We start from the raw sequence: 13,415 nt of genomic DNA on the forward strand, positions 1-13,415 counted from the left end.
TGGTTAATAATATAAGTTTGGGGTATTCTTTATAGGGCAAAGTAATATCTATATCATGCATTAAACAATTCGATTATTCGAAGATTGTGAACTGTACAGATATGCTTAAATTGTCGTAAATTGCATTAAATGCTAGCCTATGTACAAGAAAAAAGATTATGTTTCAGATCTTGTCTCATCGCTAAATAAAGATGAAAAACGCCAATTTACTTTACTTTACGGAGAATCATTCAAAGGGGAAGCTCCACCTTTATTCTATCAGCTATATTCTGTTTATGAAAATGACAAAAGTGAACTTCCCAAAAATAAATTGACTATAGTAGCTACTTCCATAACCTCGGCCAAGAGAAGGCTCTATCACAATTTATTGCGTACACTTAGGGATATGAATGAGAATTCTTCAACAGATATTTTTATTCAGAATAAACTCACAAACGTTGAATTGCTTTATAACCATAGGTTACCAGAACAAAGCGTACTGGAATTGAATAAAGCATATAGTGAAGCACAGAAGTTTGAAAAATTCGGGCTAATGCTACAATTACTAGAATGGGAGAAAAGATTAAACATCGTTTTACCTACGCCAACAAGAAGCCTATCCGAAATTAAAAAAGAGGAAAGGGAAATTTTGAAAAAATTTTCTCAGCAATTGGATATGGAAACTATGTATAGTCATATCCTGGAACTTAAAAGGGAGATTGGTTATGCCAAAGGAAAGGATAAAAGAAGGGTTGAAAATGCTACAATAAAGAGTGTTTTAATGCCCAAGGAAAGTGAATGCCTGAGCAACAATGCTAGGTTCTACCGGCATTACATTTATTCGATTTACTACTGGATGACTTTTAATCACAAAGAAGCCTATACTCACAGTAGACAGCTTATTGAATATGATCAGCATAATATTCAACCTAACGATTACATCCATGGCATCTTTCAACACATCACCTCCAGTGTTTGTATGGGGTTGTTTGCAGACACTTTGAATGGGATATCTCTAGCTGAGGCATTTACAAGCCAATACCGGCTTAACCAGTCCTTGCACTTTTCAAGCATTTTGTTTGCATATCACGTCAACTACAAGATGATTGTGTTAAACTATATGGGGGAACAGAGGCAGCTAAAGGATTTTGTTCAAAAAGTTGAACTTCGATTAAGAGATTCTGGCAAGACAATTCCAGCAGAATCTCTGCAGATTATTTTGGCGAATTTAATGGTGAGCTATATGGGGTTAGATCTTCACGATAAGGCTGTCGAAACTAGAAAACGTCTGCTTGATTTAAAAAAGAAAATCAGTATCCGACTGGATATCCTAACTGATGTTTATTTCTTTCAAATATTTATCCTCATGCAAGAAAAATCCTATGAGCTGATTAAGCCTGCGGCAGAGTCCGCGTTACGTTTTTTTAGAAAGAATGATGATGCTCAAAAGGTTTTTGAGGTTGAAATGCCAATTGCCTTGCTTTTGGCAAGGCCGCATAATTATGAGGATAAAAAAGTATTGTCTATGCTTCTTGTCAAATGCAGAAAGATCGTTGTTGAATATATTGCGAAATTAAAAGGTACAATTCAATTTCAGGAACATTATACCCGATACGTCATTTGGTTTAATGCCATTGATCAAGGTATTCCGTTCCATCAGGCAGCAAGGGATTGGTATAAAGAATTCAAGAAAACTGATTAATAAGCCGATTTGACGCAGTGGCCGTGGCTCATTTTATATACTTCGAGCTGTTCGTCGGTCATGTGGCCGTATTCTGCAATTGCCTGATTGAGAAATTCTGCTAAGGTCATCTTGCCTTTGACGCCCAGGTTGCTTTTAATATTGGCATTGCTGAATTTGTTTAATTTGGCTTGTTCATAGGCTTGCCATTCGTAAAATACTTCCGGATAATTTCGGTGAAGCCAAAGGATTTCTTGCTTACTCAGGAATGGACACATCATGCAATTGGAAGGTGGGGGCAAGGGTAAGCCTGTTGATCGGATATAGGACTGGCAAGCGGATCTATCCATTTGTAAATCCACCAATGGATATACCTTTTCCAAGCAGTGGTCCATCCATGTTGCTTTGGTGACAATCAGATTGCCAAAAATATCAACCTCATGTGAAGGTTTGGCTATGCGGGATTCTTCACCTGCAGCAATACCTAAGAGGACGTGGATTTTGCCATATTGCTTGCAGAAATGTTTGATGTACCGTTTTCCTTTCGGACGATTTGGTTCATTATAGCTGTAATAGTGCCTGGCTATGTAATGGTCGAGGAAATTGTATAGCGGTTTGATCTTTAGGTTGTCGGTGCAGGTTTTGGGAAAGGCAACTGACATTACCGTATTATGGGCCTGAAAATTTGCCTGTAAGGAATCCCAATTTTTAGGGTGATACCCCTGGGTACTGGTAATCAGATAAAATTCAATATTATGGGATTTACAGAAGGTCCTAATAAATTGAACATGTGCATACGTTGCGGGATGTTCATTTCCCGTATCGGACATTAATACAATCAATTTCCCTTTTACGTAATGATCCCGGAAATCTTTATCTATTACTAATTTGTACAAAATGGCGGTACTATCCTGTCCGGCTCCGAAAGATAATATAGTGATGTTCTTTTCCATGCTTTTTGAAAGCAGAACAGAGAAGGGGATGATCCCTCATTCCCGGAAATATATTTGCTGAAAACAGCCTGTGAAAAGAACCTGTTCTATTGGACCTGAGAGCTTAACATGGTAGAAAAACGGGGTGACAAACGATTAGTAACGTTATAGTTACGGGAAATCCCCTATTTGTTAGATTTCAATTTGATTGTATTTTTACATTAAAATAAAACACACATGAAAAATACATTCTATCCAAAATTGCCTTATCCTGTTGCAGATTTATCGGCCTATACTTTGAGTGTTGGCATATTTTTTATTTCGCTAAAAACAGAAGAAATTATTCGGTTTGAACCTGAAGATCAAGAACATTTTAAATGTTGGCTAGAAAAGTTTCAGGTAAGAAATATAAAGAAGGATTTGGATAAACTCTAGTTCTAAAAAATTGAAGTACCAATTTTTAGTTGGTACTTCAATAAGTTATCATTAAAAAGATTCTAAAAATCTCTTGAATTCTGTAAATTCTTTACGGGGATTATTTTGTCAATATTCGTTCTTTGGTCATATTAATTTCCTTACTGATGTTTCCTGTGCCCTTTGAGAAAAAAGAAAGACAGATGGAGACGAAAGAAAGATAGCCTCCAATATCCATGCCTCCCGAATAATATCCAGAAGGTATCACTGAGAATCCTTTATTTACAATAGCTTCTTCAAATCCAATGAATAAATTTTCTTTAAACAACGCTGTACACAGGTACGCCCCTTGAATTCCTTTAATTTTTGCTTTATCAGGAGGCAAATAAAGATAAACATATTGTCCGCCATCTTTAAAGCAGATACATCCGTATTGAATTTCAGCAGGTTCAGACAGAATAAAATCTTTAAAATGTGAATTTCGGAAGTTATCATTAAATTCTACATCACTGAAATTCTTATTATTTAACCAATAATGAGTTGGGGCATAGCCGTAGCTATTAAAACTTGCTATTATGGCAAACATTTCACCGTATCCTGAACAGTTAGCAAGATAATTCCGGATATCAAGTGAATCTACTTCAAAAGGTAGCTCTTCAGGGGCATTATCCTTATCATAGGATAAAAAAAGCAATGATGGATAGCGGGTGTAATTGATCATAATTGTTTTACAGGTTCGAAATAACCTATTTTAAATGGTATTTTTTACTCATCTTTAGCATTTCATCCGTAGTTCTTAAATTTTGAATTTTGGTAATTCTTTTTTCGCATTCTATGGCATTTTCATAACGTTCAGTCTGCACTTCACAAATATCCCTCAATTTTTCACAAAGATCTTTTTGTAGCGAAATAGTACGCATCGCCTTTAAGATATTAGTCGTGGCATCAATCAAATAAAGATTAACCAAATTACCTTCTGCATTTAACCAAACCTCTCGATCTGAGTCCGTCTTAATTTTGAGAATATTAATGCTGCAATCCAAACTCCAATTTTCAAATTCGATTATAAAGAAAGGGCAGCTATCTTGTTCAAAAATAGCATATGTCAATGCTCCTTTTTTCCAGTCTCTAATTTCGTCTATGACCGGATTATTGAGATAACATTTTACATCAAATAATGAGGGAGTAATATCGGACAAGGTTATTTCTGCGCCAGCGCCAGGATGAGGAAAGGGGAATGACTTATTAACTTCATATTTAATCATAAATTTATCTCTAATTGATTTTAGTTGGGGTAATTAAAACCCATATATTATCGTATTATTTACCATGTTTATTATTGATACTAACTATAAATATGCTCATTATAGTTGACAATTAAGGATGGTTGCGCAATTTAAGAAAATTCAAAAACAATACAAAAGGGAAGAGCATACTAGAGGAAGCTAGAAAAATTTCAGGTCATGGCCTTTGACGAAACGCTTCGTTAATTATTTTGTGCCCATTTAAATAAATATGACTAACTTAAGTTAAACAAAATCAGAATGGCTAATTTAAAGATTACTCTGAAATTATTGGAATTCTTTCAGGAGAAAGGTTATCAGGCCATACTTCTCAGGCATGGTCAAGATACCTATATTCCGGTTTTTGAAGATTTGTATGAGCTCACGGAAAAGATAAGTATGATTCCCTTACAGGAAGATCAAGTGATCAGCATATCAGATGCGATAGATCTGTTTGACGAGCTTGAACTTGCAGACAAAGAAATAATCAATGTATTTGAAAATGACTAAACTTCATTAATCAGAATAAAGAAGCTTGTACCGCATTCGGATCGTCTGTACCTAATGGTGGCAGACCTTCCCATTGGAAAGGATCGTATCGGTGCAAACCATCAGGTCTTTCTGGATATCCCCGGAGTGTATATACAGGATAAAATATCATTTGCTCTTCGGGGTATTGAAATTCAAATATTGCAGGCATATCACTTTCCTGAATATCGGAAATCCATTCTTTTTCTAGTCCAGGCGTTAAATACAATGGCATACGGTGTTTGTTGGGTCCGTGGTTATGTATATTTGCCATTGCCGGGTTAGCGGTTCTAGTTAGCATCCCAAAAGATCCAACTGTTTCGATCACTCCGTCACCATCTACAGTTTCATGTAATTGGTATAATCCTGGAACATAAAATATTTCCCGACCTTTTTCTGCAATGTAATATGGAACTTTCTTTTTCCAGCCTTTAATGGCGCGATGTTCATATGTACCGCTAACAGGAATAAGGCAGCGTTGATTTCTTAATCTATACCATGCAGATTTATGATCACCCAAAATTCGCTCACTTCTGATATTCACCTGGTTTCTTCGGCGGTCGGCCTGCTCTTTCGGATCTTTTATATATGTAGGCAATATACCCCATTCCATTTCAGTGAGTGCCAGGTCGCCCGTTTCTTTTTCTCTGTAAATTATGGGGTAAGGTGGGAACGTAATGGCCTGTACATTTTCAAAATAGTACATATCCATTTCTTTATCTTTTCGAAGGTCCGTTAACTGCGGAAAATTCTTTTTTATTATTTCTACGTCTGAATGTAGTGATATATCCCAACACATAATATTTGTTATTTAATTAGTTCAAATGCAGTAACATCTAATGATTTATCCTTTGCTCTTACTTCTGCAATTAATCGCCCAAATTTTAGCGTGAAATTGATATCAATACTATCCTGCCGGGTGAATGCAGTTTTGCTGCGGAGATAATTGACAATGTTTCGTTCATATTCTTTCAACATCCTTTTGTTCCAATTTGTTTCTTTGAATCTGTCAAGAAATAAATGGTACCCGGTTCCCTTTTTTATGAGGCCAAGCAGTTTGTCAACATCTTTGGAAATATCTAATAGCTTTCCTTCTTTTTCTTTGAGGTTTTGTTCATGATCTTTTGCTCGTTCTATATCAACATAAGGTGTTACGAGAAAAGTTGTTGATCTACTTAGCCGAGGCCACTCAAAACGCTGCAATACAAGAAAATGCTTTCCTTCTTGTTGAAGTGAACTTAATATTTCTTCTGTAAAACGAACAAATGGATTATACATTTTAAAGTGCTGTCTAAATAAAGATAACTAAATTCCTTGAGCCATATATTGCTTTTTATCCGCTTTTGGTTGTCAATCAAAATAAAGCACCTAAGAGGTAATTTACTTAGGTGCTTAAATTTAGCTATTTTGTTTTTGTCGGACGTACTTCGATTTTGCTGGGCAATACGTTCGGATTCATTTTGAGCAGATTTACGATAATTTCACCAATATCTGCAGGTTGAATTTTCCAATCATCTTCTTCATTTGGTACATGGCCGGCAAAGTGTGAAGTGACTGATCCAGGCATTATGGTCGTACATTTAATGTCATAATTTCGCAGGTCCAGCATAGCTGCCTGGGTAAATCCTACCAATCCAAACTTTGAGGCATTATATCCTGCACCTTGGGGGAAGAAATTTGTTCCGGCTAAGGAGGCAATAGAAATATAATATCCTTTGTTCTCCTTCAATTGCTCTACTGTGGCTTTGAGCGTATGAAAAGCACCAGTCAAATTCGTATTGATCATTTCATTCCAATCATCAATGGACAGTTCATCTACAGCGGCAAATTTTCCAACTCCCGCGTTTGCAATAACGATATCTAACTTACCGAATTTCTCCACAATTGCTTCCACAGCATTTACTTCATCATCAAAATTTCTTACGTCACCTTTTATTGCGATTACATTCTTATTGCCTAATTGCTGGGTAGCAGTTTCTAAATCCTGAATGTTTCTTCCTGAGATTGCAACTTTGAGTCCTGCTTCAATAAGCGCTTTAGCAATTCCCAGTCCTATACCCTTTGTGCCACCAGTAACATATGCTACCTTTTCATGAATATTTTGCATATTGTATTTTTTAATCTTTTTTGTTCAATAAGGACTTTATATCCTAAAGTATCCACAATATAAACCAAATATATTACCGAAAGTTTTTGCTAACAACATTTTAATAGGTAACCTGAAGTACTTTGTTGGGATACTTGTTAGCATAAGATAGTATCAATTGCGACATATAATGATTGCCATAATAACGATTTAAACTGCCTTTAATATCTAAAAGATCCTGTAATTGGCTATCCTGGTCTATGTATCCCATACCGTAGAAGTTACCTTTTTCGATCCAGATGCAACTTTTTTCTGTCCGTTCACGACCTTTGTCCATTATTGCGAATGTGGGCCTGCTGTTATCCAGATCATAGAGCGCTTCATCTACCAATGTATTGTGCTCATCCACAGAAGGTAAGGGTTTTGTGTCCACGTTCGTCAGCATTTCTTGGCGAGAAATCTTTGCGGTTGAAAATCTGCAGAGCCTTGGTTCAATTCCATATTTTTCTACTATGCCGGTAAGCATTTTAACTGCATCATATTCCCGGTTAACAACAGCAAAACAGGTTTGATATTTGGAAAGCTTACCTACAGAAATTCGTTTATATCCTGCCAGGTCTTCATATACAAACAATCCAAACTTTGGATCGAACTTCTTGAGTGCACGATTGTGTGCTGGCCATAGCTTCTTGATTTCAGCACATTCTAATAGCAGTGCCATCAGTTCCGTTGCACAGATTACAGAAGAAATGGAATATATTTCTCGGAGAAAGTTCTGACGCTGAGGGTTGATATTATGACCAGAAAAGTGCTGGCCTACACGCTTTTTAATATTGAGCGCCTTTCCCACATAAATCACTTTCCCTTTCTGGTCGTGAAAGTAATATACACCCGGGCGTTCCGGAAGTACTTCAAACTGCTGCTCGGGCAGGTTTGGCGGTAGCCTTTGGTCTTTGGAAGTCTTTTTGACCATATCAGCTATGATACCCTCTTCGTCCCACCCAATAAGCTTTGTAAAAAGAATGGCTGTTGCATCACAGTCCCCACCGGCTCGGTGTCTGTTCGCTACGGGAATATCGAGTTGATCACAAAGCTTGCCCAGGCTATATGATCTATGACCAGGCTTTATTTTACGCGCCATTCTTACTGTACATAGCTTTTTTGCTGTCCATTTAAATCCACATTCAGACAATTGATGTCGAACGAAGGAATAATCAAAATTGACGTTATGTGCTACAAAGATGCGGCCATCCAGCATTTCAAAAACCTGTTTTGCTATATCCTCAAATACTGGAGCGTTCTGCACCATTTTGTTATCAATTCCAGTCAGAGCGAAGATTGCAAGAGGAATTTCCTTTTCGGGATTAATTAAGGTTTCAAACGACTCTATTACTTCGGTTCCGTTATGTATACGGATGGCAATTTCTGTCATTCGGCTTCCGCGGGCATTGCCGCCGGTTGTTTCTATATCTACTATAGCGTATTCCATATTGCTATGTTGTACATTTAAAAATTAAATACTTCTTGGGTCTGGTTTCAAAGGCATTCTGGCGCAACGGATCACATCGATTGCGGGGCAACCAAATTCCAAAACCACGCGACCTTCTATTAGATACAATCCAGCACCGCGTAAGGGATACGAAGCTAATGACGGTGGGAAATGCACGGTATCAAAGAATTCGCCATCAGCGTCCAAAAAGGTTCCGAATTTCATGAGTTTATCGTTCTTTGCCATTACTCTTTTTTCGACCACAAAATCACCAACCATGCGAATGGTCTTTCCCTGGTATTGTATCAGATCACGGGCTTTTGCATCACCTCTGTAATCACTTTTGGCCAGGTCAAACATAGAGCCGGATACAATAAAACCTATGAGTTCAATTTCATCGTAAAAATCTTCCCAAATTGAACTGATCAATTTTGGAAGTACAGGTTTCCGGCTGTTACTTTCAAACAGCATTGGACCAGTGCTGGCTTTCTTGTCTTTAGAAAGTAGCAGATGTGCTTCCCATAACAACTCTTTCTTGGCCTGACCAGTAAAACGGAGAGCTCCAGTTCTTATTAGAATTATGAGATGTTCCAGACTTACACCTGTTCGAAGTACAAAATTCTCAAGGCTTGTATATTCGCCGTTCGTTAAACGTTCCTCCGGTATTCGATAAGCAAGTTCTTTATCCATGTTCAGTAAAGAGTCAAAACCGAGGTAAATATCATCCCCATATATGGCCGTATTATAAACGCTGTTATTCACACATGGCAGATTAATTAAAGCACCTGCTCTTTTCGCTTCGTTCACATACACTTTGCGATTATAAAAACCCCCATAATTGTTTAACACAGCCACGATAAATTCCCTAGGATAGTAGGTTTTTAGAAATAGACTCTGGTAGCTTTCCACAGCGAAAGAGGCGGAGTGCGCTTTATTAAAGCTATAGCCGGCAAAGCTTTCCATCTGGCGCCAGATTTCGCGGCTGGTCGCTTCCGGGTAGCCCATCTTTTTGCAATGGGTAAAGAATTTGTCCTCTATCTCAATGAGGTGTTCTTTGCTGCGGTATTTGCCCGACATCATTCGACGTAATACATCTGCATCCGCCATATCCAAGCCTCCGTACGCGTTTCCTATTTTCATCACGTCCTCCTGATACACCATTACTCCGTACGTTTCAGCCAACTGTTCCTTAAACACCGGGTGCGGATAGACCACTTTAGACGGATCATGGTGCCTGCGGATGAATTCAGCCATCATGCCCGAAGAAGCCACTCCAGGTCGAATGATGGAGGATGCAGCAACCAACGTTAAGTAATTATCACAGCACAATTTGGTAATCAGTTGCCGCATGGCGGGCGATTCGATGTAGAAGCAGCCAATGGTATTGCTAGACCGAAGTTGATCCGCAATTTTAGGGTCTTTAAAAAAACGCTTTGGATTGCTGGTATCAATAACAATACCTCGATTCTGTTTTACAATTTCGCGACAGTCTTTAATGTGACCAATCCCGCGCTGGGATAGGATATCAAACTTTTCAAATCCCATCTCTTCTGCAGCGTACATATCAAACTGCACTGTGGGAAGGCTCTTTGGCGGATAGTCCAAAGCACAATAGTATGTCAACGGTAATTCAGAAATCAATACCCCACTTGAATGAATGGTGCGCTGGTTCGGAAAGTCCACCATCCGATTATATACCGAAAGAATGGTGTTGGTGACTTCATTTACATTGAGCATGTTTTGGGGGTCTAGGACTAAGCGATCTATTTCAGCTTTGGGTAAGCCATAAACTTTACCTAGCTCTCGCAAGGTACTGCGGTGCTTAAAAGTACTCATAGCACCCATGAGGGCTGTATTTCCGCTCTGATATCTATTAAAGATATAGTCGTAGATATCGTCCCGATCATTCCAGGAAAAATCAATATCGAAATCGGGGGGGCTCTGTCTTTTGGGGTTTAGAAAACGTTCAAATGGCAAATTGAGTTCTATCGGATCAACATCCGTTATGCCCAAACAATAAGCTACCGCGGAGTTCGCGCCAGATCCCCGGCCTACGTAATGATAATCCTTTGAGCGTGCGTACCTGCATATATCATCTGTTATTAAAAAGTATGATGAAAAGTTCAGATTTTCGATGATCTCCAATTCTTTTTTTATACGCTCTGTGGCTACTTTATCTGTTTTGCTATATCTTCGTGCAAAACCGTCCTGGGTGTATTTGTGCAGTAGCTGGCGATCGTTCGTGCGGTTACCCGTAAAAGTCTCTTTATTCTTAATTTTTTTAAAGTCCAGATCAAAAGAACAGCTTCCCAATAATTTGTTTGTATTCCGGATCAAAAGCGGAAAATCACGGTACAATTCAAGTAGTTTTACCTTTGAAACAAACACTTCCTCTTTGGAAGCAACCATCTTTTTATCCAATTGAGAAAAAAGGATGTTATGATTTATCGCTCGCAATTGGCAATGCAATTTATAGTCTGCTAAAGCAAATGTAACAGGAGATAAAATCACATATTTCTCCAAATTAGTAGCAGGCTCAAATCTGATCAGATTCAGCTCAGCAGGCCTGATGCCGATATATTCATTCTCTTTTAAATCAGGAACCTGCTTGCTTCGATATGGGTAAATAAAATAAACTTGATCCAGGAAAGGTGCTTCTGCAGGCAATACTTTTTTATCTCTATTCGCTGCAGTCATGAATTCATTTAGCTGACGGAATCCTTCGTTATTTTTTGCTATTCCTATGTATAATAAATGATCACCATTCCTGAATTCCATTCCTGCAAGAATGTTAAGTCCAGCCTTCATGCCCAGGCGCAGAAAGTTCAATGAGCCTGATGAATTATTTATATCAGTCAACACTGCTGTTTCGTGTCCTGTTTCCAGCATCCCCGTAATTAAATCCTCTAAACTTAAGGTACCATATCTTAGACTATAATAGCTATGCAAATTGATCATCATGTCCACCTCCCTTTTCTTTATCCAATAAACAAATACCTTTTTTTATGTAATTGACTCCAAAACGGTTTCTGATTTTATCGATCGCCTGCATGAGGTTAATATCTTGCTGGGTGTCGTTAAAAAGATCAACTTGATAAGAACCATGAATCAGCTTAGAAAATTTCACACCTATGAGACGGATCAGCATACGTCGACTATATAATTTCTTAAATAGTTCCATTACCTTTTCCGTGATCACTCGATCAGAATTTGAATAATTAATACTGATCTGTTGTGTATGGGTATCAAAATTAGAGTAGCGGATTTTGATGGTGATACAACCAGTAAGTTTCTGTTGCGCGCGTAATTCGTATGCCAGCTCATCAACCATAGCGATAAGTGTCCTTCTCAGAATATTCATATCTATGGTGTCTATTTGAAATGTCGTTTCCTTACTCATAGATTTTTGCTCTCTAAAAGGCACAACAGGAGTGTTATCCTGACCATTGGCCTTTTGCCATATAGACACTCCATTTTCGCCCATTACCCGGCGCATGGTAAAGACTTCCATTTGCTGTAAAGTTTCAATCTGCGAAATACCCATATTGCGGAGCAGCAAATATGATTTTTCACCCACTTGCGGAATTTTCCGAATAGATAAGGGAGCTAGGAATAATTTCTCCGTTCCATCAGCCACCTGTTTTTCTCCGCTGGGCTTTGCTTCTCCGGTAGCAATTTTGGATACCGTTTTATTCACCGATAGTCCAAAGCTGATCGGTAGCCCTGTTTCTTTTATGATCTTGGACCGAAGCTCTTTTGTCCAATTCCAGGAACCGAAAAACCTATCCATGCCGGAGATATCCAGGTAATGCTCATCTATTGATGCTTTTTCTACAATAGGAGCGACCCCTTCAATAATTTCAGTAACGATATTTGAATATTTAGCATACAGGTCGTGGTCTCCGCGTACGACTGTAGCCTCAGGACACAATCGTAAGGCCAATTTCATTGGCATTGCTGAATGCACACCGAATTTTCGCGCTTCATATGAACACGAGGCCACCACACCTCTGTCGCCATTTCCGCCTATTAACACAGGCTTTCCTTTTAGGTCTGAATTTATCAGCCTTTCCACCGATACAAAAAAAGTATCTAAATCGCAGTGCACTATATGCCTATCCATGGTTTTTGCATTAATATTTTATATATTTGCTACAATTAGTAGCAATTGTATGATTGTTAAAGTAGCAATTCAATATGAAAGAGCAAAAAATATTTTTCGGAATCAACCTTAAATTCCTTCGAGAGCGCAGGAAAATCAGCCAGGAAGAGCTTGCAAAAAAAATGAATGTAACAAGGGCGAAATTAGGAGCACTAGAGACGGGTCATACTAAAGCCCCTCAGCCATTGGATTACATTGAAATATCAAATTTTTTTAAGATAAGTATTGATAGTTTATTGAGAGTTGATCTGAGTAAACTTGGCGAACTTAAATTGCGGGAGTTAGAGGCCGGTAATGATATTTATTTAAAGGGAGGAAATATTCGCATTCTTGCTATAAGCGTAGATTCAACAAATACGGAACAGACCCAATATGTACCCTTGAAAGCAAAGGCGGGTTATTCTGATGGTGGATACTCAGACCCTGAATATATTGCTGAACTCCCGAAATTCAAGTTACCTCATATTCCTGCGGAGGGGACATTTCGAATATTTCCAATATCGGGAGATTCCATGTTGCCTATACCGGATGGCGCGGATGTTACTGGTCAATTTGTGGAGGATTGGACCACACTGAAACCTGCCACACCTGCTATCGTCATTTTAAAAGGCCAGCAGGATATGGTGTTTAAATTGTTGACATTTCAGAATAGTGAAAATGTGCTTTTAGAATCTTTGAATAGTGCCTATGCTCCTTATACTGTAGAAGCTGAAGAGATATTGGAGGTCTGGAAATTTTATGCATACACAAGCAAAGAGATGCCTGAAGCAGCGACAGAACTTAACATGATTATAAGAGAGATTCGAGAACTTAAAGGAAGGCTTGGAAAATAAATCTCATAGCAAGAAAAAATACGTCAGT

13 protein-coding genes are annotated in these 13,415 nt (G+C 38.3%); 4 read left to right on the forward strand and 9 right to left on the reverse strand.

All coding sequences use genetic code 11. From position 1 onward, the window contains the following. Positions 1 to 139 precede the first annotated feature (139 nt). Complete coding sequence (locus tag C8N37_RS16700; RefSeq protein WP_108159977.1) at positions 140 to 1,681, forward strand: hypothetical protein; 1,542 nt, start codon at positions 140 to 142, stop codon at positions 1,679 to 1,681. Here C8N37_RS16700 and C8N37_RS16705 read toward each other — a convergent pair. Continuing rightward, positions 1,678 to 2,613, reverse strand: coding sequence for an adenine nucleotide alpha hydrolase family protein (locus C8N37_RS16705; RefSeq protein ID WP_108159978.1), 936 nt, complete (start codon positions 2,611 to 2,613; stop codon positions 1,678 to 1,680). The genes C8N37_RS16700 and C8N37_RS16705 overlap by 4 nt on opposite strands. A gap of 216 nt (positions 2,614 to 2,829) precedes the next feature. On the opposite strand from C8N37_RS16705, the gene C8N37_RS16710 reads away from it, so the two are divergent. After that, positions 2,830 to 3,027, forward strand: coding sequence for a hypothetical protein (locus C8N37_RS16710; RefSeq protein WP_108159979.1), 198 nt, complete (start codon positions 2,830 to 2,832; stop codon positions 3,025 to 3,027). 100 nt (positions 3,028 to 3,127) lie between these two features. On the opposite strand, the gene C8N37_RS16715 is transcribed toward C8N37_RS16710, so the two are convergent. After that, positions 3,128 to 3,727, reverse strand: coding sequence for a hypothetical protein (locus C8N37_RS16715; protein ID WP_108159980.1), 600 nt, complete (start codon positions 3,725 to 3,727; stop codon positions 3,128 to 3,130). Positions 3,728 to 3,752: 25 nt separating this feature from the next. After that, positions 3,753 to 4,271, reverse strand: coding sequence for a hypothetical protein (locus C8N37_RS16720; protein ID WP_108159981.1), 519 nt, complete (start codon positions 4,269 to 4,271; stop codon positions 3,753 to 3,755). Positions 4,272 to 4,550: 279 nt separating this feature from the next. On the opposite strand from C8N37_RS16720, the gene C8N37_RS16725 reads away from it, so the two are divergent. Beyond that, the gene (locus tag C8N37_RS16725; RefSeq protein WP_108159982.1) at positions 4,551 to 4,799 is read left to right on the forward strand and encodes a hypothetical protein; all 249 of its coding nucleotides are present in this window, start codon (positions 4,551 to 4,553) and stop codon (positions 4,797 to 4,799) included. A 10-nt stretch (positions 4,800 to 4,809) separates the two neighbouring features. Here C8N37_RS16725 and C8N37_RS16730 read toward each other — a convergent pair whose 3' ends face one another. From C8N37_RS16730 to dinB, 6 genes are all read right to left on the reverse strand, one after another. Next, positions 4,810 to 5,616, reverse strand: coding sequence for an SOS response-associated peptidase (locus tag C8N37_RS16730; protein ID WP_108159983.1), 807 nt, complete (start codon positions 5,614 to 5,616; stop codon positions 4,810 to 4,812). Between the two features lie 8 nt (positions 5,617 to 5,624). Then, positions 5,625 to 6,095: a hypothetical protein gene (locus tag C8N37_RS16735; RefSeq protein WP_108159984.1), complete on the reverse strand. Its 471-nt coding sequence runs from the start codon at positions 6,093 to 6,095 to the stop codon at positions 5,625 to 5,627. Between the two features lie 124 nt (positions 6,096 to 6,219). Beyond that, positions 6,220 to 6,924 carry an SDR family oxidoreductase gene (locus tag C8N37_RS16740; protein ID WP_108159985.1) on the reverse strand — a complete coding sequence of 235 codons (705 nt, stop codon included), beginning with the start codon at positions 6,922 to 6,924 and terminating at the stop codon, positions 6,220 to 6,222. Between the two features lie 100 nt (positions 6,925 to 7,024). After that, positions 7,025 to 8,392 carry an exonuclease domain-containing protein gene (locus tag C8N37_RS16745; protein WP_108159986.1) on the reverse strand — a complete coding sequence of 456 codons (1,368 nt, stop codon included), beginning with the start codon at positions 8,390 to 8,392 and terminating at the stop codon, positions 7,025 to 7,027. Positions 8,393 to 8,416: 24 nt separating this feature from the next. Continuing rightward, positions 8,417 to 11,353: a DNA polymerase III subunit alpha gene (locus C8N37_RS16750; protein ID WP_211322293.1), complete on the reverse strand. Its 2,937-nt coding sequence runs from the start codon at positions 11,351 to 11,353 to the stop codon at positions 8,417 to 8,419. Continuing rightward, positions 11,334 to 12,515 carry a DNA polymerase IV gene (dinB, locus tag C8N37_RS16755; protein WP_108159987.1) on the reverse strand — a complete coding sequence of 394 codons (1,182 nt, stop codon included), beginning with the start codon at positions 12,513 to 12,515 and terminating at the stop codon, positions 11,334 to 11,336. The genes C8N37_RS16750 and dinB overlap by 20 nt, the downstream gene beginning before the upstream one ends. A 74-nt stretch (positions 12,516 to 12,589) precedes the next feature. Between dinB and C8N37_RS16760 the strand changes: the two genes are divergently transcribed. Continuing rightward, the gene (locus C8N37_RS16760; RefSeq protein WP_108159988.1) at positions 12,590 to 13,387 is read left to right on the forward strand and encodes an XRE family transcriptional regulator; all 798 of its coding nucleotides are present in this window, start codon (positions 12,590 to 12,592) and stop codon (positions 13,385 to 13,387) included. Positions 13,388 to 13,415 lie beyond the last annotated feature (28 nt).

Origin of the sequence: Sphingobacterium faecium (assembly GCF_003054045.1) — a bacterium.
In the GTDB taxonomy this organism is placed as follows: domain Bacteria; phylum Bacteroidota; class Bacteroidia; order Sphingobacteriales; family Sphingobacteriaceae; genus Sphingobacterium; species Sphingobacterium faecium.